The organism is Streptomyces sp. NPDC091416, assembly GCF_044756845.1.
In the GTDB taxonomy this organism is placed as follows: Bacteria; Actinomycetota; Actinomycetes; order Streptomycetales; family Streptomycetaceae; genus Streptomyces.
On record NZ_JBIVTU010000001.1, the window covers coordinates 1,103,978 to 1,126,142 of the forward strand.

The 22,165-nt window shown below is 72.6% G+C and carries 27 protein-coding genes; 7 read left to right on the forward strand and 20 right to left on the reverse strand.

Features of this window, described 5'->3' with window-relative positions:
- The first annotated feature begins 8 nt into the window (after positions 1 to 8).
- Positions 9 to 593, forward strand: coding sequence for a hypothetical protein (locus tag ACIQMX_RS04915; protein WP_402474960.1), 585 nt, complete (start codon positions 9 to 11; stop codon positions 591 to 593).
- A 47-nt stretch (positions 594 to 640) separates the two neighbouring features.
- Positions 641 to 1,216 (forward strand): hypothetical protein, encoded by a 576-nt coding sequence (locus ACIQMX_RS04920; protein ID WP_402474963.1) that lies wholly within the window; start codon positions 641 to 643, stop codon positions 1,214 to 1,216.
- A gap of 13 nt (positions 1,217 to 1,229) precedes the next feature.
- Here the strand turns inward: ACIQMX_RS04920 and ACIQMX_RS04925 are convergent, their stop codons facing one another.
- The 5 genes from ACIQMX_RS04925 to ACIQMX_RS04945 form a co-directional block, all read right to left on the reverse strand.
- A complete protein-coding gene (locus tag ACIQMX_RS04925; RefSeq protein WP_363071291.1) occupies positions 1,230 to 1,772 on the reverse strand; it encodes a GNAT family protein in 543 nt (180 codons plus the stop codon).
- Positions 1,773 to 1,896: 124 nt separating this feature from the next.
- Positions 1,897 to 2,928 carry an NAD(P)-dependent alcohol dehydrogenase gene (locus ACIQMX_RS04930; protein WP_402474965.1) on the reverse strand — a complete coding sequence of 344 codons (1,032 nt, stop codon included), beginning with the start codon at positions 2,926 to 2,928 and terminating at the stop codon, positions 1,897 to 1,899.
- Positions 2,929 to 2,933: 5 nt separating this feature from the next.
- Complete coding sequence (locus ACIQMX_RS04935) at positions 2,934 to 3,356, reverse strand: hypothetical protein (protein WP_402474967.1); 423 nt, start codon at positions 3,354 to 3,356, stop codon at positions 2,934 to 2,936.
- Positions 3,357 to 3,662: 306 nt separating this feature from the next.
- On the reverse strand, positions 3,663 to 3,911 hold the full coding sequence (locus ACIQMX_RS04940) for a DUF397 domain-containing protein (protein WP_402474970.1): 249 nt from the start codon (positions 3,909 to 3,911) through the stop codon (positions 3,663 to 3,665).
- Positions 3,908 to 4,723, reverse strand: a complete 816-nt coding sequence (locus ACIQMX_RS04945) for a Scr1 family TA system antitoxin-like transcriptional regulator (RefSeq protein ID WP_402474973.1) — start codon at positions 4,721 to 4,723, stop codon at positions 3,908 to 3,910. The genes ACIQMX_RS04940 and ACIQMX_RS04945 overlap by 4 nt, the downstream gene beginning before the upstream one ends.
- A gap of 84 nt (positions 4,724 to 4,807) precedes the next feature.
- Here ACIQMX_RS04945 and ACIQMX_RS04950 point away from each other — a divergent pair, with 84 nt between their 5' ends.
- Positions 4,808 to 5,227 (forward strand): hypothetical protein, encoded by a 420-nt coding sequence (locus ACIQMX_RS04950; RefSeq protein WP_363071281.1) that lies wholly within the window; start codon positions 4,808 to 4,810, stop codon positions 5,225 to 5,227.
- Between the two features lie 49 nt (positions 5,228 to 5,276).
- Positions 5,277 to 6,470: a HEAT repeat domain-containing protein gene (locus ACIQMX_RS04955; RefSeq protein WP_402474976.1), complete on the forward strand. Its 1,194-nt coding sequence runs from the start codon at positions 5,277 to 5,279 to the stop codon at positions 6,468 to 6,470.
- Between the two features lie 26 nt (positions 6,471 to 6,496).
- Here ACIQMX_RS04955 and ACIQMX_RS04960 read toward each other — a convergent pair whose 3' ends face one another.
- Complete coding sequence (locus ACIQMX_RS04960; protein WP_402474978.1) at positions 6,497 to 7,138, reverse strand: MBL fold metallo-hydrolase; 642 nt, start codon at positions 7,136 to 7,138, stop codon at positions 6,497 to 6,499.
- Positions 7,139 to 7,224: 86 nt separating this feature from the next.
- On the opposite strand from ACIQMX_RS04960, the gene ACIQMX_RS04965 reads away from it, so the two are divergent.
- Positions 7,225 to 7,650 carry a MarR family winged helix-turn-helix transcriptional regulator gene (locus ACIQMX_RS04965; protein ID WP_402474980.1) on the forward strand — a complete coding sequence of 142 codons (426 nt, stop codon included), beginning with the start codon at positions 7,225 to 7,227 and terminating at the stop codon, positions 7,648 to 7,650.
- A gap of 473 nt (positions 7,651 to 8,123) precedes the next feature.
- Complete coding sequence (locus ACIQMX_RS04970; RefSeq protein WP_402474982.1) at positions 8,124 to 8,819, forward strand: SGNH/GDSL hydrolase family protein; 696 nt, start codon at positions 8,124 to 8,126, stop codon at positions 8,817 to 8,819.
- 54 nt (positions 8,820 to 8,873) lie between these two features.
- Here the strand turns inward: ACIQMX_RS04970 and ACIQMX_RS04975 are convergent, their stop codons facing one another.
- Together ACIQMX_RS04975 and ACIQMX_RS04980 are read right to left on the reverse strand one after the other, a co-directional pair.
- Positions 8,874 to 9,299 carry a DUF4267 domain-containing protein gene (locus ACIQMX_RS04975; RefSeq protein ID WP_402474985.1) on the reverse strand — a complete coding sequence of 142 codons (426 nt, stop codon included), beginning with the start codon at positions 9,297 to 9,299 and terminating at the stop codon, positions 8,874 to 8,876.
- 110 nt (positions 9,300 to 9,409) lie between these two features.
- Complete coding sequence (locus ACIQMX_RS04980) at positions 9,410 to 9,856, reverse strand: DUF1772 domain-containing protein (RefSeq protein ID WP_363071269.1); 447 nt, start codon at positions 9,854 to 9,856, stop codon at positions 9,410 to 9,412.
- A gap of 90 nt (positions 9,857 to 9,946) precedes the next feature.
- On the opposite strand from ACIQMX_RS04980, the gene ACIQMX_RS04985 reads away from it, so the two are divergent.
- Positions 9,947 to 10,525 carry a TetR/AcrR family transcriptional regulator gene (locus tag ACIQMX_RS04985; RefSeq protein WP_363071267.1) on the forward strand — a complete coding sequence of 193 codons (579 nt, stop codon included), beginning with the start codon at positions 9,947 to 9,949 and terminating at the stop codon, positions 10,523 to 10,525.
- Positions 10,526 to 10,603: 78 nt separating this feature from the next.
- Here the strand turns inward: ACIQMX_RS04985 and ACIQMX_RS04990 are convergent, their stop codons facing one another.
- From ACIQMX_RS04990 to ACIQMX_RS05045, 12 genes are all read right to left on the reverse strand, one after another.
- Positions 10,604 to 11,800: an NADase-type glycan-binding domain-containing protein gene (locus tag ACIQMX_RS04990; RefSeq protein ID WP_402474988.1), complete on the reverse strand. Its 1,197-nt coding sequence runs from the start codon at positions 11,798 to 11,800 to the stop codon at positions 10,604 to 10,606.
- Position 11,801: 1 nt separating this feature from the next.
- A complete protein-coding gene (locus tag ACIQMX_RS04995; RefSeq protein ID WP_363071264.1) occupies positions 11,802 to 12,365 on the reverse strand; it encodes a phage tail protein in 564 nt (187 codons plus the stop codon).
- Positions 12,362 to 14,323, reverse strand: a complete 1,962-nt coding sequence (locus ACIQMX_RS05000) for a putative baseplate assembly protein (protein WP_363071262.1) — start codon at positions 14,321 to 14,323, stop codon at positions 12,362 to 12,364. The genes ACIQMX_RS04995 and ACIQMX_RS05000 overlap by 4 nt, the downstream gene beginning before the upstream one ends.
- Positions 14,323 to 14,748 (reverse strand): GPW/gp25 family protein, encoded by a 426-nt coding sequence (locus tag ACIQMX_RS05005; protein WP_363071260.1) that lies wholly within the window; start codon positions 14,746 to 14,748, stop codon positions 14,323 to 14,325. The genes ACIQMX_RS05000 and ACIQMX_RS05005 overlap by 1 nt, the downstream gene beginning before the upstream one ends.
- The gene (locus tag ACIQMX_RS05010; protein ID WP_363071258.1) at positions 14,745 to 15,062 is read right to left on the reverse strand and encodes a PAAR domain-containing protein; all 318 of its coding nucleotides are present in this window, start codon (positions 15,060 to 15,062) and stop codon (positions 14,745 to 14,747) included. Before ACIQMX_RS05010 ends, ACIQMX_RS05005 begins: the two co-directional genes overlap by 4 nt.
- A gap of 55 nt (positions 15,063 to 15,117) precedes the next feature.
- The gene (locus ACIQMX_RS05015) at positions 15,118 to 16,893 is read right to left on the reverse strand and encodes a VgrG-related protein (RefSeq protein ID WP_363071256.1); all 1,776 of its coding nucleotides are present in this window, start codon (positions 16,891 to 16,893) and stop codon (positions 15,118 to 15,120) included.
- A complete protein-coding gene (locus ACIQMX_RS05020) occupies positions 16,890 to 17,564 on the reverse strand; it encodes a LysM peptidoglycan-binding domain-containing protein (protein ID WP_402475601.1) in 675 nt (224 codons plus the stop codon). The genes ACIQMX_RS05015 and ACIQMX_RS05020 overlap by 4 nt, the downstream gene beginning before the upstream one ends.
- Before the next feature lie 103 nt (positions 17,565 to 17,667).
- Positions 17,668 to 18,093 (reverse strand): phage tail protein, encoded by a 426-nt coding sequence (locus ACIQMX_RS05025; protein ID WP_148017400.1) that lies wholly within the window; start codon positions 18,091 to 18,093, stop codon positions 17,668 to 17,670.
- A 71-nt stretch (positions 18,094 to 18,164) separates the two neighbouring features.
- The gene (locus tag ACIQMX_RS05030; RefSeq protein WP_402474994.1) at positions 18,165 to 21,029 is read right to left on the reverse strand and encodes a hypothetical protein; all 2,865 of its coding nucleotides are present in this window, start codon (positions 21,027 to 21,029) and stop codon (positions 18,165 to 18,167) included.
- 4 nt (positions 21,030 to 21,033) lie between these two features.
- Positions 21,034 to 21,192: a DUF6760 family protein gene (locus ACIQMX_RS05035; RefSeq protein ID WP_359131925.1), complete on the reverse strand. Its 159-nt coding sequence runs from the start codon at positions 21,190 to 21,192 to the stop codon at positions 21,034 to 21,036.
- A complete protein-coding gene (locus ACIQMX_RS05040; RefSeq protein WP_363071250.1) occupies positions 21,189 to 21,680 on the reverse strand; it encodes a hypothetical protein in 492 nt (163 codons plus the stop codon). Before ACIQMX_RS05040 ends, ACIQMX_RS05035 begins: the two co-directional genes overlap by 4 nt.
- Positions 21,677 to 22,117, reverse strand: a complete 441-nt coding sequence (locus ACIQMX_RS05045; protein WP_124720830.1) for a phage tail protein — start codon at positions 22,115 to 22,117, stop codon at positions 21,677 to 21,679. The genes ACIQMX_RS05040 and ACIQMX_RS05045 overlap by 4 nt, the downstream gene beginning before the upstream one ends.
- Positions 22,118 to 22,165 lie beyond the last annotated feature (48 nt).

Here is a 22,165-nt window from a genome sequence, read left to right on the forward strand (position 1 = left end):
GAGCCACTGTGGGTCTGCTCGACACCATCCTGGGCCGCAGCAAGCCGGTCCGCCCCGACCTCGACCAGCTCTTCGCCGTCCCGTCCGCCGCGCTGACCCTCCAGGCGGCCACGGGCTTCGTCCCGACCGGCCTCGGATCGGTGTGCTTCGCCGGTGTGGAGGGCGCCGGCTTCGCCCGTATCCAGCAGGACGTACGGGAGCTGCTCGACGCGGACACCGGGCGCGGCGGCATCCCGGTGGAGTTCAGCCGGGACTCGTACGGCTACACCTGGCTGCTCGCCCGGCAGCCGCGCGATGACCTCGCCGCGCTGGTCAACGACCTGCACGCGGTCAACACCCTCCTCCAGGACGGCGGCTTCGGCCCGCAGCTGCTCTGCTCGCTGATCGCGTTCCGGGACCCGGAGGGCCGGTCGCTGGCGCTGGTCTACCTCTACAAGCGGGGCACGTTCTACCCGTTCGCCCCGGTGCCGGGCGGCGGCGAGAAGCGGGACAACCAGCTGGAGCTCCAGGTCCGGGCCGCCCTCGGGGACGACCTGCGGGTGGAGAAGGACCTGGGCCGGTGGTTTCCGGTGTGGGGGGCGCCGGGGTTGTGAGGGCCGGCTCCGCGCACCGGCCGGGGCGCGTTGGTTAGCCTCACGCCATGGCCACCTCCGATGCCCTCGACGCCCTGGTCCGCCTGTGCCCACCGCCCGCCGTTCCGCCGCCGGTGCGCGACTGGGCCGAGGCCGAGCATGCGGTCGGTACACCGCTGCCCACCGACTACAAGCAGCTCGTCGAGACATACGGCGACGGCGTCTTCGACGAGACGGTCTGGCTGCTCGTTCCTGATTCCGTCCACGCCGACTTCGACCTGTGCGCGCAGACGACGGAACGGCTCGACATCCTGGAGAGCCTGTGGGAGGACGGCGAGGAGAAGCCCGACGGCCTGCTGGAGTCCGGTGCGCGCATCGTGCCGTGGGCGTTCGAGGCGGGCTCGGGAGCGTTCCTGTACTGGCTGGTGCGCCCCGGTCAGCACCCTGACCGGTGGACCGTGCTCTACAACGAGGGCCGGGGCCCGCTCTGGGAAGCCCACGACATGGGATGCCTCGCCTTCCTGCTGGCCGTGCTCACGGGAACGGCGGAGACGGAGTACTTCGGCTACCTCTACGAAGTACTGAAGCCGGCCGAGCACCACTTCGCCACGGCCGGCCAGGTCCTCGCAGAACCCGCGCGGTGACCCCGGGCGGGCCTCAGCCCTTCAGCGTCGGCCTCCAGTCCCGGGCGAGCAGCCCGAGCAGGACCTCGTCGAGGAACTCGCCCATCACCCACGCCGCGGAGCGCAGCACGCCCTCGCGGACGAAGCCGTTGCGTTCGGCGGAGCCCAGCATCCCGGCGTTGTCCGGCAGCGTCTCGATCTGCAGCCGGTTCAGGCCGCGCACGACGAATCCGTACTGGCACAGGACCGCCACCGCGTCGGTTCCGTAGCCCTTGCCGCGGGCGGACGGCCGCAGTCCGAGGCCGATGTGCGCGGACCGGTTGTGGTTGTCGATGCCCCACAGCGACGCGACGCCGACCAGGGTGCCCTCGCCCAACTCCACGACGGAGAACGGGACGCACGCCTGATCCTTCTCGTCGCCCACGAGCCGCGGGTCCTTCGAGTCGGGCGCCATCGGCCGCCACGGCCCGCCCTCGGACCGTGAGGCGTTGACCACGTCGTTGTAGAGCTCGGCCCGCAGAATGGGGATGTCGTCCTCGTGCCGGGCCCTGAGCCCGACCTTGTTGCCGCTGAGCATGCAAGCTTCCTAACCGACCCGGCTCCCCGTCTGCAAGCGGATAGTCGTCGAATGGTCCGCTTCCGGAGGTCGGCGATCGCAGAGCCGGCCAAGGGCTGTCCCGCAATTCCTGGCGGGACAGCCCTTAGCTCATCGTGATGACGACCTTTCCGAACGGGCCGGCCGATTCGTAGTACCGGTATGCGGCCGGGGCTTCCTCGAACGGGAACACCCGGTCGAGGACAGGCCGGAGTCGATGCGCGGTGATGACGCTGTTCATCGAGGTGAACTGAGCACGACTGCCGACGGCCGGCGCCCGGACCGTAGCGGCGACGCCGAACAGCAGACGGGAGTCGATCGGCGGCCAGTTCCCGGAGACGGACCCCACGAGGGCGATGTGCCCGTCGACGGCGACCGACTTCAGCGACTGCTCCGGCGTCCCGGCGGTGTCGATGACGCGGTCGACACCTTGTCCGGCGGTGACCTCGCGGGCTGCAGTGTGCCAGTCCGGGACGTCCCGGTAGTTGATGACCTCGTCCGCTCCGAGATCGCGAAGGCGCTGTTCCTTGTCCGCGCGGCTCGTCGTGGCGATGACCCTCGCGCCCAGGACTTTGGCCAACTGCAACGCGAACAGCGAGACGCCGCCGGATCCGGTGACCAGCACGGTCTGCCCGCGCCGGATGCCGCGGCCGTCGCCCGTCAGGGCGTTCCACGCAGTGACGGCGGCACAGGGAAGGGTCGCCGCCTCCTCGTAGGAGAGGTGGTCGGGGACGGGCACGAGGGCATCCTCGGGCAGGATGGCCAGCTCGGTCAGCATTCCGTCCAGCGAGCCGCCCAGTTGCGGCAGGTACGCCGGCTTCAGCGGTCCGTCCAGCCACCGCGGGAACAGTGCGGCGGTGACGCGGTCGCCCGGGCGCACTCGCCGGACACCCGGCCCGACGGCGGCGACCTCACCGGCGCCGTCCGAGACCGGTATGACGCCCGGTTTGACGGGCAGCACGTACTGTCCTCGTACCACCAGCAGTTCGCGGAAGCTGAGCGAGGCGGCGTGGACCGCGACCGCTACCTCCCCCTCCCCGGGCTCGCGTGGCTCGTGCGCGCTCAGCGACAGGCCGTCGATTCCGCTCCCCGCGGTGACGTGGTAACTGCGCACCTTCGACGGGAGCGTTGCCGTCATCGCCGTCAGCCTTCGATGAACTGGTAGTCGCTGACGATGCGACCGTCGGGGCCGAGCATGAGAACCTCCAGCCCGACGCCGGCGACCGCATCCCCGTCCCGGCTCGCCATTTCCCAGGTGAACCTGACGAGATCGTGAAGCCTTACGGGGTGGGAACGGGACCGGAAGACGAAGGTGCCCGGCGCGACGAACTCCTCGTAGGCCCGCGTCACCCGGAAGTCCAACGCGTCGTGCCCGCGCGCCTCCAGAACGAAGCGATCGAAGCCCAGCCCTGCGGCGGTCTCCCGGAGCTCCTGAGGAGGCTGCAGGACATGGACCGCGTCGGCGGACCACAGCTCGCGAACCGCGACGCGGCGTCGCTCCGCATCGGGTTCGTTCCACACGGCGACGTAACGGTCGGTGAGGTGGTGGATGTCGATGTCAGCCATGCCTGTTCCCCTGGGTTGCGAATGGTCGGCGTGCGGCAACGACCGTGCAGCCGTCGGCCGTCCCGCGACAATTCCCCGCAGGGAATGGCAGATCAGCCGCCGGACGCGTACACAGAGGGAATGATCAGCGAACTGACCGGAGGCGGGCTCGCCGAAGCGTTGCGTGAGTGGCACACCCGGCGGCGCGTCAGCCGGCTGGAGACCGGCCGGCGCGCGTTCCTCCCGGCGGACCAGACAGCCAGGCAACCAGCGCCATGCCGGCGGAACTCCTCAAGCGGTAGCCGATGGGCCACCTGAATTGATCGTCTAGGCGTTCGAGGCGTGCCGCAGGAAGGCCGTCCAGGCGGCGGGGGCGACGGCGAAGGTGGGGCCGTCGGTGACCTTGGAGTCGCGGACGTGGACGGTGTGGGGGCAGGTGGCGACCTCTACGCAGGCTGCATCCCAGGTACCGCTGTAGGTGGACTTGCGCCAGTCGTAGGCGACTTCGATGCAGGCTTCGCCCTCGTTGTTGCTGTAACTGGACTTGAACCAGGTCAGTCCGGGGCCGTAGCTCACAGTTGCCTCACCTTCGTCTCGATGATCTCTGCGGACTTCCAGGGGTTGAGCGCCTGCGCCCGCAGAATGCCGAAGAGATCGAACAAATCACTCACCTGCTCCGGCTTCGAGATCAACCTACCGCCGCCCTGACCCTCCGCGAACTGCAGATTGCGGCCCTCCGCCGTGGACATCAACTGCATAGGCCCGTTCAACCCCGCATGCGTGTGCTGAGCCGACGGCATCACCTGCACCGTCAGGTGGTTGAACCGCTCCACGCAGTCGAGCACGTGCCGCAGCTGCTCCTTCAGCACCTCGGGGCCGCCCAGCGTCCGGTCCAGGACCGACTCCTCGATGACGTACCCGATACGCGGCGGCGGTGTACGTGACAACACCGTCTGCCGTTCCAGCCTTGCTCCGACGTGCCGGGCGATCTCGTCCTCCGTGTACGCCGGTACGCGGGACCGGTACAGGGCGTGCACGTACGCCTCCGTCTGGAGCAGGCCCGGGATCAGCATCGTCTCGTACGCGCTGATGACCCGCGCGTTCCGCTCCAGCTTCGCCCAGTCCAGGAACTTCGGCGGGTACTTCTCCTCGTCCACCAGCTCGCAGCACGCCTTCAGCGCCCCGCCCGCCCCGAACACCCGGTCCGCGTCGATCAGCAGTTCACGCGACGGGATGCGCTCCGCCCGCTCGACCGCGCCCATCAGCGACTCCGAGATCAGCAGCTGCTCCGCCGCCTCCTTCTGTGTGAGCCCGGCCCGCACTCGGTGGATGCGGATCAGCTCCCCCACCAGCCGCCGCCCGCGCGTCGTCTCGCCACTCGTCCCCACAGCCGCCACCACCCTCCCCACATCGGCCCGATGTGGATCGTGTCCTCCTGGTCACGCTACGCAACCAGCGGAATGCTCGTAGCCATGACGCAGAAGAAGCACCCCGAATGGGTACCCGCCTCGGGGCTCCAACTCCACCTGACCGGCATCCACTTCGACGCGATCCGGTTGCGCGGCGTGCGGGGCGAGGCGGTGCTGCACCACCTCGCCACGCTCACGGACGGCGATCCGGGGCCCGTCGTGCGGGAGGTCGCGGGAGGGCGGTGGACGTACTTCCTGCTCGAACCCGGGGCGAGCCAGGACTTCGACTGGCCGCCGGGCGCGACCTGCTTCGGGCCGACGGCCCGCGACCAGTACGTGGGCATCCCGGCCGCCCACGGCAACACGTACCCGCTCAGCTGGCGGTGCGGGCCGCCCGAGGCCGGGGACTTCGTGGACGCGGAGTTGCTGCACGGGGTGGTGACGGCTCAACTCGCGCCCGAGGACGTCCGGTTCCTCTCCTGATCGCCCCGGCCGACTACGCTGCCCACCGGAGGCGACCGAAGGCAGGACAATGGCGGAGGACCAGCTGATCGCGGCGGTTCGCGCCGGGCGCGCGCCTGTCGTGCGGGACCTGCTGGGAGCGGGGGCCGGCCCGGAGACGACGGACGCCGACGGCGTGTCCGTGCTGCGCCTCGCCGTCGCCGCGTTCGACGGGTACGTGGCCGATGCCCTGCTGGACGCCGGCGCCGATCCACTCCGGTCGCTGCCCGACGGGAGCACACCGCTGCTGCGGGCCGTGGCCTCCGGCCATGCCGGCGTGACCGTCGCCCTGCTCAGGCATACCGCGGACCGAATCACGGAAGAGGACCGGACGGCCCTGCTGGCCTGCGCCCGGCACTGGTACGAGACCGGCGCCGAGGCCGGGATCCGCCTCGCGACCGGCGCGACGGGCCCGGTCGCCTGCCGCCGGTTCGTCGATGACTCCGGTGTCCACGAGTACCACGTGGTCTCCCTCGGCGGGGTGCGTGTCTGCGACGGGCACTCCGCCGTCCTCACCCGCCTGGAGGCGGAGTTCGGGGTGCGCCGGTCATACGACGAGCTGATCGGCCGGGGGCTCGCCCGGGCCGACTCGGACCACGCCGACTGGTGGGAAGCGGCAGCCGTGCTCGCCGAAAGGTCCGACGCGGAGGCCTGGGACGCGGACCTGGTGTGGCACTTCCTCGTCGTCGACCGTCCCGCCCCCTCGGGGGAACGCCCTTGGGAGCTTCGAGCCCTGGACGTCCTCCTGCCGTGGGCAACCGAGGAGACTGACCCGACGGTGCTCGCGTCGGTCCTGAGAGGGCTGAACCTCGTGGACGATCCGAGGGTCGAGGAAGTGGGGCTGAGCCTCCGGACGCACCCGGACCCAAGGATCCGCGTCCAGGTGCCTTCGGCGCTGAACAGGACGCGATACGCGTACACCCACCCCGAGGCCCTCGACGTGCTCGCCGCGCTGGGCCGCGACGCCGACTCCCGCGTCCGCGCAAGCGTGTGCGAGGTCCTCTACGAGTTCGAGGGCCGCGGCCCGGCGGTCGCCGACATCCTGGCCGGATTCCTGGGCGAGAACGATCAGTTGGTCCGCATCAAGGCCGTCAGCGGCCTCGCCGAGGCCGACGACCCCCGCTGCGTGGAGGGTGCCCGACTGATCGGCCCGGTCGACCGGGCCGAAGCGGACGGCTGGCTGCTGGATGCGGCAGAGCGCTACGCGCAGCGCCATCGCGGCTGACCGGGCGCCCACCGCTCCCGGGTGGTTCAGTCGATCCGGGCGCTCATGCCCGGGGCCAACCGGTGGTAGCGGGCGGGAACCCCGGGGCCACGCTCGCCGAGAAATCCTCCGACCATCGCGGTGCCGATGTCGTTGAGGGCCCCGTCGTGCACGGCGTAGGTGTCACGGGGAGCGACCTCGCGCACGTAGTCGATCAGATCGCCGACGGTGGACCAGGGCGCGTGCACGGGCAGCAGGAGCGTGCCGACCGGGCCGTCGGGGACGGTCAGGGCGTCGCCGGGGTGGAAGAGGGTCTCGTCCACCAGGAATCCGATGTTGGGGATACGAGGGATGTCCGGGTGGATGACCGCGTGCCAGGCACCGTGCACCCGGATCTCGAAGCCCGCCGCTTCGAAGGCGTCGCCGTCCCCGGTGACGGCGAGCTGCCCACCGAGGCCGTCCAGTTGCTTCGCGACGGAGGAGTTGGTCCAGATCCGCAGATCCGGCTGCGCCGCGGCGGCCCGGCGCAGCACCTCCTCCGAGAAGTGGTCGAAGTGCTCGTGCGTGACGAGCACGGCGTCGGCGCCTTCCAGCGCCCCGGGGTCGGTCAGACCGCCCGGGTCGATGACCAGTCGGCGCCCGTCCTTTTCCAGCCGCACACACGCATGACCGAACTTGGTGAGCTCCATGACCGGTATCCCGCTCCTTCAACGCCGACTTATTTATACAACTCAACTGTACAACCTGATCACATAATTCCGGCTAGGATGAGTCCATGGACGAAGACGTACTGGCCGAGGAACTGCGACGGTCACTCGGCGAGCTGGTCCGGGCGGTGCGAGCCGTGGACACCATGCCTCCGGGCGAGTCCGCCATCCTCGGGTTCCTCGATCGCCGCGGCCCGTTGACCACGGCCGACCTGGCCCGCCTGCGCGGCGTCACGCACCAGTCGGCGGCCAAGTCGGTCAAGGACCTCCTCGCCGACGGCCTGCTCCACGGGGAACCGCACCCCCACGACGCCCGCAAGCTCCTTCTCCACCTCACCAACCCGGGCCGCACCCGCCTCGAACGGGAACGCGCCCTCCGCGCGGGCGCCCTCGGCGCCGCCATCCGCGACACCTTCGACGCCGGCGAACGACAGCAGCTGAGCGAATCCGTCGCCCTGCTGTCCCGCCTGACGGAACGCCTCGCCGGGCACTGACCGCACCACCCGGCGCCCCGTAAGGGCGAATGCCGAGCCCGCCGATGATCAAGAACAAGACAGCCGCCGCCGGAACGCATACCCGGCCGGCGGCCCACAAATGATCAAGAGCGGTGCCCATGTCGCACAAGGAGCGCACCGACCCGGTCATCCACAGGGGCAAATGCCTTGGGCATGGAACTCCGGGCTACCCACAGAGGATGCCCCAGGCGTCCAAATACTACCGTCCGTGGCGAACGGCGCAGATACGGTCACTCTCCGTTCGTACTCGAAGTGGTGGCAACACCATCTGCCTGGAGAACCCGTGACACGCATTCCTACGCGTATGGCCCTGCTCGGCTCGGCCACAGCCCTCACCGCCGCCGCCATCCTCCCCGCCCAGTTCGTCGGGGCACAGCCCGCCGCGGCCGCGGACCGTCAGTGGGTCACCCTGGGGGACTCGTACACCGCCGGGGTCATTCCGGCCGCGGGCGATGTCTTCGAGATCCCGCGCGACGGCTGCGAGCGAGGCCCAGGAGCCGATCGGCCGCCACCTGCCGCCGCCCTTCCCCGAGGACCCGGACTACCCGTTCCCCGCGGTGCCTCCCCAGTCCGTCGCGGTGGGACCCGGCACTGACGTGATCACCGTCGGCGCGGGCGGCAACACCCTCGGCTTCGCCGACATCCTCAGCCAGTGCCCGAAGCTGGGCGAGGAGAACGGCGGCTCGGGCACCCCGTGCAAGGACGCCCTGGCCGCCGGCATCCCGGCCCGGCTGAACAAGGTGAGCCGGGAGTACGACCGGATGCTGACCGTGCTCCACGAGCGCGCCCCGCACGCCAAGATCCTGGCCGTCGGCTACCCCACCATCGTTCCCGCGGACACCTCCAAGTGCCGCTACAACGACCCGACGCAGTTCGCCGCCATCACCGCGGGCGATCTGGACTGGCTGCGCACCGACGTTCTCGAACCGCTCAACAGGACCATCGAGAAGTCGGCCGGAACCCAGGAAGCCGCGTCGTTCGTCGACCTGTACGACTCCTCGAAGAACCACAGCGTCTGCGACGCCGGCAAGTGGGTCGAGGGCTTCCTCACCGCCCCCGACCAGCTGTCCTTCGTGCACCCCAACGCTCTCGGCCACCGCAACGCCGCCAACCACCTCGAAGCGGCGATGCTGAACTCCCTGGACTGAACCGACCACACCCGGAATCCGCCCGCCTGAGGCCTCCGGCATCTGCCGGAGGCCTCAGGCGGGCTGCGGAACGGGCCTTGCCGCGGCGGCCGCGACGCTGCGGGTCTCGCGCATGATCAGCAGGCCGTTGACCACCATCAGTGTCGCCGTCAGGCAGTGGACGCCGAGCGCGGTGGCCAGGGAGCCGTGGTGGGCCAGCACGTTGCCCATGTCGCCGTACGCGGCGAGGGCCTCCACCAGCAGCGCCCAGCCCAGCGCCCGGCGGTGACCCGTCACCAGCAGGACGCCCAGGACCAGGGCCAGGACGACGTCGCGGATTCCCTTGACGACGAGGAAGCCGCCGCCGTCGCCGGACGGCCGGCTCGGCAGGCCGAAGCCCGGCGCCACAGTCTCCGGGCGCAGGATGTACTCCGTCCCGAACCAGAGGATGAAGAGGATGAAGGCGGCGGCCAGGACGGTGTTGATCTTCCTCAGTGACATGGTTCTTCTCCCTGTGGGTCCTCGTCGGCTTGGCGTGCTTCGTGGAGCCGGACCCTGCCGGGGCGCGTACGTCCGGCAGGGATCCGGCGCGTGCCGGGGCACGGGCGGTATCAGGCGAGGGCGGCGACCAGCAGGGTGAACGCGGCGACGATGACGGCGACACGGGCGTAGTGGTAGCGGTTCCAGCGGTGCAGCTGCTCCTTCCAGTCGGCGGGCCGGTTCTCGGGGGTCCAGGTCTTGTTCAGGTTGTTGATCGGGACGAGCAGCAGGATCGACATGACCACGCTGACGATCAGCAGTCCGGCGGCGATGACGACGAGTCCGGCGCCGGGGCGGTGCCATCCGGCGACGGCCCAGATCGCGGCGAGGACGAGCGAGCCTATGTACCAGAACGGCATCAGGGCGCCGAGCATCCGGCCGCCGTGGGCGTGGCCGAGCTGGCGGCTGTCCTCGGGAAGCGCGTCCAGGATCCGGCCCAGGATGAAGGCGACCGAGAACTCCACCCCCACCATCAGGCCGACGATGACGGTGGTGACGACCTCGAGTGTGCTGAGCATGACGATCCCTCCGAGAACTAGCGTTGCTAGGCGATGAGGCGACGCTAGCGCTATTAGCGCTCGGTTGTCTAGCGGTGCTAGGGTCAAGTCATGTCGGTAAAGGAACGCAAGGAGCGCGAACGGGCGGAGCGCGAGCGCCTCATCGTGGCGACGGCCCGCGAACTCGCCGAGCAGCAGGGCTGGGACGCAGTCACCACCCGCCGGCTCGCCGAGCGCATCGAATACAGCCAGCCCGTCCTCTACAGCCACTTCCGCGGCAAGCGCGAGATCATCGGCGCCGTCGCCCTGGAAGGCGCCGCCGAACTGGCCGCGGCGGTACGTGCCGCGGCCTCCCGAGCGAGCGGCACTCGCGAGCGGGTCGCCGCCCTCGCCCGCGCCTACCTCGACTTCGCCGAGCACAACCCGGCGGTCTACGACGCCCTGTTCCAGCTCGACGGCGGCCTGGCGTACGCGCAGGAGGACACCCCCGAGCCGCTGAAGGACGCCTTCGCCGCCCTGCTCGAATGCCTCGCCGAGGCTGCCGGCGACGGCGTCCACCCGGGGCTGTTCACCGAGGTGTTCTGGGCGGCCCTGCACGGCCTGGCGACCCTGACCCGAGCGGGCCGGCTGCTGCCCGAGGAAGCCGGAACGAGGGTGGAGCTGCTGGTGGACCGGCTCGCCATGACCTGACACATCGTTCCGGCGGGCGTGCAGCCGGGGCCCGAGGGCCCGGCCGCACGCCCGCCGGAGTGTCAGGAATCAATACACCTAGGTGCGCTTGAAGTACTCGATCTCCCCGAGTGCGATCGGCCGCCCGCTCTCCTGCCCCGCCGCCTCCCGCACGATGAACTCGATGGAGACGACGTCGCTGATGCCCGTCCGTACCGTCTGTTCGCCGGGCTTGTCCGTGAGCGTCCAGGCCTTCTCGTGGATCTTCCCGTCCTTGGTCCTGATGCGGAGGTCCGCCTGTGTCGGCCTGGCCGCCTTCCGGAACGCCTCCGGCTTCGTGGACACCCCGGTGTGGACGGTGACGCCGACCAGCCGGAACGGCTTCTCGAACTCGGCCGTCAGCGAGGCGCCCGTCCTCGGGGCGCCCCAGTAGGTGTTCGTCACCCCGTCCTCGGCCAGCTTCGCCGGGTGTCCGGCGGTCGCGGCGCTCGCCGTGACGTCGGTCGGGCTGATCTCCCCGGTGCCGCCGAGCTTGTCCCGTACGTCCTCGACGACGTAACGCCCGGCCGGTACGAGCAGGAAGCCCGCGACCAGGAGGCCGACGATGACCAGCGCTATCAGGCTGCCCCGCAGCAGGCGTCCCGACCCCGCCCGTACCTTGCGGTCGAAGGGCCACCTGGTGCGCCACCACGGCAGCGGTTCGGCCCGCTCACCCGGGGTCAGCGGCGCCGCGCAGCGGCGGCAGAACTTCCGCCCCGGGCGGTTGGAGGCCCCGCACGACGGGCACGGCGTGCCTTCCGGCTCGTCGTCCGCCACGACCGGTCTGATGACGGGGCGCTGGGCGATCGGGACGCCGGGCTGTACGGCCACCACCGGCTCGTCCGCCACGGGTTCGACCGGCCGTCCCGGCCGTACCGGAGCCGGAGCCGGAGCCGGAGGTGCCGGTCGGACGGGGGCGGGGGCGGGTTCGGGTACGGGTACGGGAGCAGCTGCGGGTGCCGGGGGCTCCGGCGGCGGGTCCTCCGCGACCGGCGCGGACGGGGACGGGGACGGGGATGGGGGCAGGGACGGGGGCGGGGCGACGGCCGGGGTCGGCGCGGGACGTGGTGCCTGGACCGGGACCGGTGCCGGTGCCGACGGCGCGTCGTCGCCGTCGAGCTCCGGCTCGGGCTCGGGCGCCGGCGCCGCCGTCCGGGCGCGCCGCGCGGACGAGCCGCCCAGGTACGTACCGCAGCTTCCGCAGAAGTCCTCGTCCTCGTTGTTGGCGGCCCCGCACGCCGGGCACGAGCGCGTCACGTCAGTCTCCTGTCTCGTGCGGTGTGCCCGGCAGGATCTCCACCCGGCAGGTGAGGTGGGCGGGGCACGAGGCCCGGACCACGGCCAGTACGCGGGCCGCGTCGACCGGCCGGCCGTGCGGTGCCCGGACCCGTACCAGCAGTTCCCCGGTCGGGGCGGGAGGCAGTTGACCCCCGGGTTCCGGCGACCACGTCGCGCCGCCCCCGTCGTGGATGTCGGCCTCCACGCCGAAGCAGAGGCGGAGGTGTTCGGCGAGGCCGCGGCGGGTTCCGCGCCAGCGGTGGAGCTCGACGGCGCGGGTGATGACGGCCCGGCGCAGGTCCGCGGGCCAGGCGGGGTCGAGGTCGGCGCCGACCCAGGACGACAGCCAGGGCAGGAAGTCGTCCGGGGTCAGCGCGGGGTCGAAGTAGGCCGGGAGGTTGTCGAGGGTGGAGAGGACGGGTGCCAGGACCGTGTCGAGGCCGGCCGTGAAGCGCTGGGCGAGGTCGTCGTCCGCGTACAGGGCGGGCAGCAGTCCGCCGATCGGGTAGCGGCTGGGGAGTCCGGGGACCGAGGCCCTGGTCATGGGCGTCCGCCGGGCTCGGCGGCCGTGACGACGACCTGGTGCTGGTGGGAGAAGACCAGGGCGTTCGCGGCGACGTCGATGCGGTCCGCCGCCGCTCCCCGGCGTCCGGTGAGCGGGTCGGCGGGGAACAGCCTTACCTCGTCGACGAGTCGGACTCCGGGCACGGCTTGCAGGACGGCGAAGATCTCGCCGTACTGCACGGGCCGGCCGAACGGCCAGCCCGCCCCGTCCGTACCGCCCCGCAGCGGGTCGATGTACCGGAACAGCGCGTCGAGTGCCTCCGTCCGGACGCGGTCCGCATCGGCCGCGTCCGCGACCAGTTCGGCGACCACGGTGACGCCCACGTAGGCGGGCGGTTCCACGATCAGCCGGGTGCCGACCAGGCGGCGTTCGTCGAGCCGCCCGGAGACCGCCGCCAGGACCGAGTCCGGCGGGATCAGCTGCTCGAACCGCAGCCGGCCGCCTTCGTCGGGGACCGCGTCGGGCACCACCAGGACCCGCACCGCGCCGCCCTCGCCCGCGACGGCGGGCAGGCAGCGGACCCTGCGCAGCGAGCGCGCGGCCTCGCGGGCGATGACCTCGTGGTCCTCGGCCGTGACCGCCCGTTCCTGGACCCGGAGGATGTGGGGCGCGCGCGCCTTGGCGTTCTCGACGCTCTCGCCGTCGACCCCGCCGCGGGCCGCCTCGCGGTTGGTGACGCCGGCGACGTACGGCACCGAGCTGCGCAGGACGCGGATGGCGCCGCGGGCCACGTTTCCGGCGGCCCCGCCGCCCGTCCGGTAGCGCGCGACACGGAGTTGGGCGCCCTTGGGGGGCACCGCCCCGTACCCGCGCATCGTGCCGTCCGCCTCGCGGACCTCCGGCGGGAAGGCGAACCGGCCGGTGACGGCGTCGATCCGCACATGCCGGTCGTCCGGCGACGAGGCGCCGAAGTGCTCCACCGGTGTCCAGACCTGCCAGCCCTCGGCGGAGGACACCTGGACGACGGGCGGCTCCCCGTCGAGCAGGAGCGGCACCCTGCGTACGGAGAACGTCTGGCCGGCGACGCCTTCGGATTCGCCGAGCGGGACGTCGAGGACGGTCTCCGCGTGCTCGACGCCCGTGGTGCCGCCCACGGTGAAGACCTCGGCCTCCCGGATCGTCGGGGACTCCGAGTAGAAGGGCTGCCCCGGTTCGGGCGCGGTGACCCGGCAGCGCAGCCAGCCGGCCCTGATCCCGGCCGTCACCGAGGCGGTGTGCCCGGCGGGGACGAACACTGTGATCTCGCCGGGCCTGTTGAGCCCGCCGGTGCTGTCGGTCCCGGTCTCGCAGAGCACCCAGCGGGCGCCGTCCCAGGCCTCCCACACGAGCGGCGGCTGCCGGGGGTCGACGCCGACGCCCTCCACCCGGCTGTCCAGGCGTACGGCGACGATGCACCGGGGCACGGCGGTGGGCAGCCCGAACAGCAGGGCGTCGCCCGGTTCCGGCCGGGACTGGAAGCAGGGGATGTCCTTGCCCGCGCCGAGCGGGGCGGTGCGGTCGGTCTGGTCCCCGGACACGGGGGCGGTGACCAGCCTGATCAGCGAACTCGGGACGATCGCCAGGTCCTCGGTGGTCGAGAAGACGACCGCCTCCTCCGTCTCGCCGCGGGCGGTGGCGACCTCCGTACCGGCCGGGAGCCGTACGGTGTCCGGCTGCGGGGCGGACAGCCAGAAGTCGACGTCGGCACGGGCGACCGTCGGCGGGAACAGCTGGACGCCCAGCAGGTCGAGGAAGGCGGAGTAGTTCCGGTCGGGCACCCGGTTCAGCCGGTACAGCAGCTGGTCGACCATGTACGCGAACGTCTCGATGAGCGTGACCCCGGGGTCCGACACGTTGTGGTCGGTCCATTCGGGCGAGCGCTGCTGGACGTACCGCTTGGCCTCGTCGACGAGTTGCTGGAAGCGGCGGTCGTCCAGGTTGGGAGAGGGCAGGGACATCAGCGCGCCTCCGGTTCTTCCGGACTCCCGGAGGACGGGATCGTGTAGAAGGGGAAGACGAGGTTGCGCAGGTCGTTGGTGGAGCGCACGGTGTAGTGCACGTCGATGTAGAGGGTTCCCTCGTCGACGGTGTCGAAGGCGACCACCACGTCCGTCACCTCGATGCGTGGTTCCCAGCGCTCCAGCGACGTACGCACCTCGTGCGCGATGCGGCCCGCGGTGGCGCCGTCGCCGGGCGCGAAGACGTAGTCGTGGATGCCGCAGCCGAACTCGGGGCGCATCGGCCGCTCCCCGGGTGCGGTGCCGAGGACGAGGCCGATGGCCTCCTCGATCTCCTGGTCCCGTTCGACCATGCCGATGCCGCCCGTGGCGCCGACCCGCAGCGGGAAGCCCCAGCCGCGGCCGACGAATCCGGCCCCGCTCATACCGGGCCTCCGATCAGGACGTTCGGCGCACCCATGAGGATCTTGGCGCCGCAGCTGGTGGTGTCGCCCATGCGGGCGGCGGGCAGTCCGCCGATCAGGACCGCGCCGGCGGCCACGGCGGCCGGGTTCGGCATGACGACGTTCCCGGGTCCGAGCAGGGCGTGCGGAGGAATGACGCACACGTGGAGGCTGCCGGTGACGGCGGCCGGCCTGCCGCCGATCAGCACGGTGGCGACGGCGACCGCACCCGGTGGCGGGGTGCCGATGACGCCGCCGTGGACGGTGGGATCGCCCGAGCGGGCTGCGGGGGGCATGGCTGCTGTTCTCCTTGCTGGGCCGGGGAGTCGGTCCCGGTGGCGGGTTCGGGTGTCAGTTGATCCGGATGAGCCTGGCCTTGAGGACGGCGAGCAGTCCGCCGTCCACGGTGACCCCGGTCTTGCCGTTGATGGTCACCGAGGCCCCCTTCACCTCCACGTTCCCCGTACCGGCGTCGAGCGTGATCCCGGACCTGCCGAGGGACAGGGAGCTCAGCACCCGGGAGGTGCCGCGGGCGAACACCTTCAGCGCGATCTCGCCCTTCCGCTCGTCCAGGGTGACCTCCAGCTGCTTGTCGCCGGTGGCCAGCCGCACTCCGGACGGGCCGCGCGGGGCGTCGAGCAGTTCGATCCGGTTGCCCGAACGGGAGACCAGAGAGCGTCGGTTGACCTTGCCGCTGGTCGGGTCGACCAGCGGCACGTCGTGCGGCGACGGCTTGTCGACGCCGTTGTAGAGGCCGCCCAGCACGTAGGGGCTGTCCAGCAGGCCCTGCTCGAAGCCGACCAGCACCTCGTCGTTGACCTCGGGGCTGAACACCCCGCCGCCGCCCTGGCCGCCCCACTGCACCGTACGGACCCAGTCGGACACGTAGGTGTCGTCGAGCCAGGGGAACTTCAGCTTGACCGAGCCGCGTTCGCCCTTGCCCCTGCCCTCACGGATGTCGGTGACGACGCCGATCGCGAGGCCCGGGATGCGGGGGCCGCGCGGGGGTGCCTCGCCGCCGCCGGTGAGTCCGGTCAGGGAGCGGTCGGGGGATGCGCTGACCAGGACGGTCGTGCGGTAGCCGCCGTGCGGGTCGAGGACGTGGTGGGACGCGGTCGCCGTGTAGCGGCCGGCGAAGGCGGGTCCGACGTTGCCGAGGGTGACCGGTTCGCCGGCCCGCAGCCGGGGGTTTCCTTCGGCGACCGCCTCGATCTCCCCGAACCCGGAGCTGACCCGTGCGGCCACCGCGCCGGCGACCGCACCGGCCTCGGCCTGGGTCCGGTACGGGGTGTCGGCGACCGTCATCCGGGCCTTCGGGCCGAACGCGCCGGCCGCGGTGGACGGGCTCAGCCCGGGGACGACCGTGGTGGAGCGGACGGACGGCTGGCGTGCCACGAGGCGGGTCTTCGTCTCCACGTCCCAGCCGCGCACCTCGACGCTGTCGGCCCCGTCCGCGCCGGTCAGCACGGCTCGCAGAGCCAGCAGGTTGCGCCCGTACTCCAGCACCATCGGATGCTTGGCCGCGGACGTGGCGGGCGAAGGAGCCGAGGCCGCCGGCTTCGGCTTCACGAACTGCAGCAGGCCCTTCTCGTCCACCCGTACGTGCGCGCCGCTCTCGCCCGCCAGGTACTGGAGGAAGTCCCAGTCCGAGATGTTGGGCTGGGTGAGCTGCTTGTACATCACGGGTGCCGCCTCGACCTTCCCGCAGGAGAGCCCGGCACCGGCGGCGACCTTGCGGACGATGTCGGCGGCCTTCATGTTGCGGAAGGCCACCACCTTCCGCCCGCGCTGGAGCCTGTGGGCCTTGGAGAAGGCCCGGACGACGGTGAAGGAGCCGGTGGTGTCGCTGTCGAGTTCGAGCGCGGTCACCTCACCGGTGAACAGCCGCTCGCGGGCCCGCTCCTGGACCGTGACCACGGAGATCTTCAGCGGGGTGCCGATGGTGATCCCGGTGGCGGTGAGCAGGGTGTGGTACGGATCCCGGTAGGTCAGTACGGCGGTGTCGGGCAGGCCGATGTTCTCGTCGACCGCGCAGCTCACCAGCTGGGCGGCCCAGGCAGCGGGAAGCTCGGCGGGCGCCTCGACGATCGGGTCGGCGGCGAAGGAACGGGCGGGTGCGGGGCTCACCGGGCGTCCTCCGGGACGTGGTCTTCCAGCCCCGGCACGAGGAGTTCCGTGCCCGGGGGCAACTGCATGGGGTCGTCGATGTCGTTGGCCTCGGCGATCGTGCGCCACGCGGTGGCGTCGCCGTACTCGCGCCAGGCGAGCAGCGGCAGGCTGTCCCCGGCGACGACCCGGTGGGTGCGCCGCGCCTCCTTCGACCCGGACGTGGGGTTCTGCCCGGCCGGGTCGACGCTCGCCTCCTCGATCGTCAGGGAGCAGGTGGCGCGCAGCGGCTTCCCGTCGACGTCGAACAGCGTGTACGAGACGGAGAGGCTGGAGAGCACCCCGTCGAACGACGTCGTCTTCGACGTCCCCCAGTCGAACCGCACCCAGGGGCTCGACGGCTTCTTGCGGCCCAGGCTGCTCGGGGTCGGCACACAGGCGGTCATCAGCTGCTCCACGGCCTTCTCCACCGAGTTGTCGTGGGTGGCGGTGGCGTCCAGGAAGACGTCCAGGGACAGCGACCGGGGCCCGCTGCCCACGAATTCGGGCAGCGCGGACTCGCCGGCGGTCCGGGAGGGGGTACGCCGCCACTCGGTGCTCTTGGACAGGGAGAGCGTCGCCGGGTTGAACTGCAACGTGAGCCGGGCGAGGGTGCCGGACGGTTTGGCGCCCACGTCCGTCGGCGGTTCCATGATGGTCAGCTGGGCACGGGCACGGCTCGTGCGGGCGGCTGCGGCCACGGGGTCCCTCCTTCCTGCTCGTCTCTGTCGTCAACTCGGGTGAGGGGGCGGGCCATCAGGACGGCACCAGGCCCTCGTGCGCGATCTCCAGGGTCTCGATCGCCGCCTCGGAACTGGACGGGTCGAAGGACGGACCCTGCCAGCGCACGGGCACGATGCCCTGGATCTGCCAGCTGATGATCCGGCTGAGGTCCGGCCGGAGCGCGACGATCTCGCCGTCCTTGCGCTCCACCCGCTGGGTCGTCTCGTTCAGCCAGCGCGCGATCTTCAGGGTGTCGGCGGTGACGGGCCGGGTCAGCGTGATGTTGGTCCAGGTGATCCGCCCCGGCAGCTGCCACGTGAAGCCGTTGTTGCCGCCCTCGGCGTACTGCTCCAGCTCCACCTCGGCGCCCAGCCCCGAGCAGGTGTGGAAGGCGCCCAGGTCGCTTCCCCCGATGGCGAGTTTGAAGAACACGCTCGTCGCGAAGATGTTGTCCGTCATGTGCGCTTCTCTTCTTCTCTGCGGTCCGTGGGGTGGTGGCGGGGCGGGCGGGGAGTCGCGGGGCCGCGGTGTCAGCGGCGGCCGTCGTACGGCCGTCCGGTGCGCTCCCGTCCTCTGCGCAGGTCGGCCCGGAGCAGCCTGCTGACCGGGTCGAGCAGCCGGCGGGCGAGCTCCTCGATGTCCACGCCGGTGGTCTCGTCCGGCTGCGGCGTGCCGGACGCGTGCGGCCCGGCTGCGGAGGGGTCCGCGGAGGCGGCGGTACGGGCGGGCTTCGTCTGGACCACCCGCACGGGCACTCCGGAGAGCCCCGCCTCGGCCACCGCCCGCTGGACCGCCTGCGCCCGGGAGCCCGTGGCTCGGCCGCCGGGGGCAGGGCTCCGGGGCGCGGGACTCGCCGGGACACCGGCGCCCTGGGCCGCGCCGGGCCGCTCGGCTACCGGGCGTGTGGCGCGCACGGTGAGCGCCGGCGGTCCTGCGGACGGGGCGTCGCCGGGCGGAACCGGTCCGGTGGCGGGTGCGCCGGTCTCGGGTACCACCGGCAGCTGGAGCCGCTGCACCGGCACGGCGACGCCCCCGGACCGGGCCGACCCGGGCGGATGCGGACGCACGACCGGGACGGGGGACGGGGCGGACGGGGTGCGTGGAGTGGATGGGGTGGATGGGGTATGTGGAGTGGACTGCCCGGCGGGGGGCGGGGGTTGGGGCGTGCGGGTGGATCGGCGCACCGCCGGGGCGGTGCCTCGCGGGGTCCCGGTCTGCGGGGCGCCTGCGGCGGATCGCTGGACGGTGGCGCGGCCGGGCGCGGTGGCCGGGGTGGGCGCCGGGGTGGTGGCCCGGCGCGCCTCCGGGCGCGCGCCGGGACCGTCCGAAGCCGACGACGACGGCGGCCCGGCCGGGTCCGGGCGCTGGGCATCCCGCCGCCAGGTCGCCGCCACGACGGGCCGGGTGGCGGTGGCCGGCACGGGGGCCGAGAAGCCCTCGGCCGCTCCCGTGCTCACGGTCAGGGTCCGCCGGGCGAGCAGGGCGCGCGACCGCTGGACCGCGACGGGTGCACGGCCTCCTCCCGTCGCGGGCCCCTGCGTCTGTCCCTGTCGGCCCCGCGGGCCGATCCGGCGGACGCGGACCGGGGCGAGCACGGGTGCGGGGGCGGTGGCGCTGCTCGCGGACGCAGGAGGAGCGGTGCTCGTGCCCGTGTGGGGGGTGGTGCTCACGGACGTACGGACAGGGCCCGCGGCCGTGTGGGTGGCGTCGGCGGTGCGTGGGACCGCTGCCGGCTGCGCGGACGGCGTGGCCGGTGCCGTACCGGGGTCGGCCGGGGCTCGCAGGGGCATTGCGGCGGGCGCCTGCGGCGTGGGCGCGGGGGTCGGCGGCAGCCCTCTGGGTGCTCCGTCCGGCAGCGGGCCCGTGGTTCCGGGCCGCGTCCGGCGGGCGTCGCCCAGCAGCGGGGCGTCGGGCGCGGAACCGGCGGTCGGCGGCAGCGAGGAGAGGGGCGCGCCGAGCCCGCCCCGGGTACGGGCCTGCGAACCCGGGCCCCGGGGCGCGGGCGCCGCCGTCCGGTGCGCGGGGCGCACGAGTGGTGCGGGCTGGACGGTGGGCGCGGGGCCGGGAGGCGCGGGGGCCTCGGCCCGGGTGGCGGCGGGACCGGGCGCCGGGGCCGTTCCGGGAGCCGGGCGCAGGCGTTCGGCACCCGGGCGTTCCGCCGCCTGACGATCAGCCGATCGGCGTTCGGCCGACGGCCGGGGCCGCTCCGCCGAGGGCGCCGGGTGAGCGGGGGAAGCAGTGGTGGGCGAGGCGGTCGCACGGGAAGCGGTCGCGGGCGTGGCCGTGTCCTCCGCCTGCCGCTGGACCACGGGCAGGGCAGGGCCCTGTGGTGTCGCGGGTCCCGAGGCCTCGCTCCGGCCGGGCAGGTCGAAAGGGGCCGCATGCGTGGGCAGTTCCCGCAGGGGCTTGCCCAGGGCGGGCCGTACGGGAGGCGCGGGCGGCAGGTCCGCGGCGCGCTCCGGCGGGGCGGCGGGCAGGCGCTCCCCGGGCTCCGCACGGCGGGTTCCCGTCGCACCGGGCCCGGCGGATCGCTGGACAGGGCTGCTGCCGGGCCCGCCGGGGCCGGCGGTTCGCCCGGCAGCGCTGTCCGGCCCACCGCTTCCGGCGGCCCCGTCAACGGGCGTGCCCGGCACGGTGGTTCCGGGCGTCACGAAGGCCGCGAGACGGCGCGGAGCCGCCACCGGCCTGCGGGCGACGATCAGCGCCGGCGCGGTGCGGCGCGGGCGGACCGGGGCGGGCCGCGTGACGGGTGCGGGGGCGGTGACCGGTGCCGTTCCGCCCGGGGCGGCCCGGGTCGCCGGAGCGGTGGACCGCTGGACATCGGCCACGGGAGCCGCCGCGGCCGGGACCACGGGAGCGGGGTTCGGCTCGGCCCGGACGGTCGCGGCACGCGGACCGGGCCCGGATCCGGGCTGTCCGCTGCGCCGCCGCCCGGCGCCGGGCGCCCGGCCGGGGGCGGCGGACGACGTGGGCCGCCCGGGCTCCGGCGTCGGCTCGGGATCCGGCTGGACGGCGGCGGCGCGAAGGAGGAGGGGTGCTCCGCCGGTGGTCGGGCGGGCGGTGCCCGGCCGCGTGACACCGTGGATGAGGCCCACCGGTGCGGACGGCAGGACGGCGTGGCCGAGCTCGCCCCCGTACGCGATGTTCTGCCACGAGGCGAGCCGGGACCTGAAGCGCAGTCCGTCGCTCACCCCGATCGAGGACCGGGCGACGGTCACGGCGGGAGGCGCGACCCGCCGCCAGCCGCCGTCCCAGTCCGCCTCCCGGCTCACCGGCCGGCCGTCGGCCTCCGACGGGCCCGGCCCTTCGGCCGGGGTGCCGTCGCCGGGCTCCGCGGGGACAGGGGCGCCGGCCTGCCGCCGGTCTCCCCTGCGGAACCAGTCCCTGAACTCCACGCCCTCACCCGCTCTCGTTGACGCGGGTGTTGATCCGCGCTATCTCCCTCACCCACTCCTGCCGCTCACCATGGGTGAGGTCGAGGATGTCCTCACGCTGCCAGTGGAAGTGGTAGGCGATGTACGCGAGCTCCTCCCGCAGCCGGGCAGGCGCGTACGTCACGATTCCCCCAGGCGTTCACCCGAGAGGTCCACCTCGAACGACCCGTGGCACAGCGGGCACGTCACCGCGGCGTGGGTGTGGCCCTCGCTGTTGATGCGGCGGTAGAAGTCCTGGAGGAACGCCACGTCGGTGGCGTACATCCGCTCGACCACCCCGGCGTGCACGTCGGTGACCGTGCCGAGCCGGGTGATGACCTGGCTGAGCAGCACCACGCTCAGGTACGCGGGGTTCTCCTTGACCCGCAGGTCGATCTGCGGGCGCAGCTCGTCCCGTGCCGTCGCGAGCCGCATCGAGCCGCTCCGGTGGACCTGGCCCTCGTCGTCGACGTATCCGCGCGGGAGCTCGAACTCGAACTCCGTACGCAGGTCCTGACGGTCCCGCTCCCGGGCGGGAGGAGGCGTCGCGGCCTCCTCGCGCGGGGCGGGTGCGGCGGCGAGGCTGTCGAGGACCTCGTCGAGGCCGCCGCCTGAAACGGTCCTGCGCCTCATTCGACCACGATCTCCTCGAAGGTGATGGTGACCGTCTCCGTCGCCGCGCTGGACTCGCCGGCCTTCAGCGAGGGGCCCTCCCACTTGCTGGCCCAGCCCTGCATCAGCTGGATGCGGCGGACGGTCTCACCCTTCGAGTCCTTGATCTCGATGGTGAGGTTCTGGCGTGCGGTGTCGACGGCTCCGTTGTTGAGCGTCTCCTTGATCCACTTGGTGAACTCGCTGCTCTTGTCGAGCCCGCGGGTGATCGTCACCTCGCCGGCCTGGCGCGCGCCGGGCTGCTTGCGGATGATCTGCTTGCCCTCGGCGGTCACCTGGCGGACCTCGACGACTTCTTCCTCGACGGTCAGCCCGCTGATCTCCTGGATCGACTCCACGAGATAGCCGCCGAGCTGCACGCCGAAGACGTGGGTGGAAAGAGCATCGCCCTCTGCCATGACTGTGTGTCACCTGTTCTGTTCGTTGCCTGCGGGGGTCGCTCCACG

Excerpts from the sequence above, each read along its gene's own strand:
- ACIQMX_RS04935 (WP_402474967.1), bottom strand. The coding sequence starts at position 3,356 with ATGGCTGACATCGACATCCACCACCTCACCGACCGTTACGTCGCCGTG.
- ACIQMX_RS05005 (WP_363071260.1), bottom strand. The coding sequence starts at position 14,748 with ATGAGCGGGGCCGGATTCGTCGGCCGCGGCTGGGGCTTCCCGCTGCGG.
- ACIQMX_RS05040 (WP_363071250.1), bottom strand. The coding sequence starts at position 21,680 with ATGAGGCGCAGGACCGTTTCAGGCGGCGGCCTCGACGAGGTCCTCGAC.
- ACIQMX_RS04950 (WP_363071281.1), top strand. The coding sequence starts at position 4,808 with ATGACGCAGAAGAAGCACCCCGAATGGGTACCCGCCTCGGGGCTCCAA.
- ACIQMX_RS05010 (WP_363071258.1), bottom strand. The coding sequence starts at position 15,062 with ATGCCCCCCGCAGCCCGCTCGGGCGATCCCACCGTCCACGGCGGCGTC.
- ACIQMX_RS05000 (WP_363071262.1), bottom strand. The coding sequence starts at position 14,323 with ATGTCCCTGCCCTCTCCCAACCTGGACGACCGCCGCTTCCAGCAACTC.
- ACIQMX_RS04960 (WP_402474978.1), bottom strand. The coding sequence starts at position 7,138 with ATGGAGCTCACCAAGTTCGGTCATGCGTGTGTGCGGCTGGAAAAGGAC.
- ACIQMX_RS04975 (WP_402474985.1), bottom strand. The coding sequence starts at position 9,299 with ATGTCACTGAGGAAGATCAACACCGTCCTGGCCGCCGCCTTCATCCTC.
- ACIQMX_RS05045 (WP_124720830.1), bottom strand. The coding sequence starts at position 22,117 with ATGGCAGAGGGCGATGCTCTTTCCACCCACGTCTTCGGCGTGCAGCTC.
- ACIQMX_RS04920 (WP_402474963.1), top strand. The coding sequence starts at position 641 with ATGGCCACCTCCGATGCCCTCGACGCCCTGGTCCGCCTGTGCCCACCG.
- ACIQMX_RS04995 (WP_363071264.1), bottom strand. The coding sequence starts at position 12,365 with ATGACCAGGGCCTCGGTCCCCGGACTCCCCAGCCGCTACCCGATCGGC.
- ACIQMX_RS05025 (WP_148017400.1), bottom strand. The coding sequence starts at position 18,093 with ATGACGGACAACATCTTCGCGACGAGCGTGTTCTTCAAACTCGCCATC.
- ACIQMX_RS04965 (WP_402474980.1), top strand. The coding sequence starts at position 7,225 with ATGGACGAAGACGTACTGGCCGAGGAACTGCGACGGTCACTCGGCGAG.
- ACIQMX_RS04925 (WP_363071291.1), bottom strand. The coding sequence starts at position 1,772 with ATGCTCAGCGGCAACAAGGTCGGGCTCAGGGCCCGGCACGAGGACGAC.
- ACIQMX_RS04930 (WP_402474965.1), bottom strand. The coding sequence starts at position 2,928 with ATGACGGCAACGCTCCCGTCGAAGGTGCGCAGTTACCACGTCACCGCG.
- ACIQMX_RS04955 (WP_402474976.1), top strand. The coding sequence starts at position 5,277 with ATGGCGGAGGACCAGCTGATCGCGGCGGTTCGCGCCGGGCGCGCGCCT.
- ACIQMX_RS04970 (WP_402474982.1), top strand. The coding sequence starts at position 8,124 with ATGTCTTCGAGATCCCGCGCGACGGCTGCGAGCGAGGCCCAGGAGCCG.
- ACIQMX_RS04980 (WP_363071269.1), bottom strand. The coding sequence starts at position 9,856 with ATGCTCAGCACACTCGAGGTCGTCACCACCGTCATCGTCGGCCTGATG.
- ACIQMX_RS05020 (WP_402475601.1), bottom strand. The coding sequence starts at position 17,564 with ATGGAACCGCCGACGGACGTGGGCGCCAAACCGTCCGGCACCCTCGCC.
- ACIQMX_RS04985 (WP_363071267.1), top strand. The coding sequence starts at position 9,947 with ATGTCGGTAAAGGAACGCAAGGAGCGCGAACGGGCGGAGCGCGAGCGC.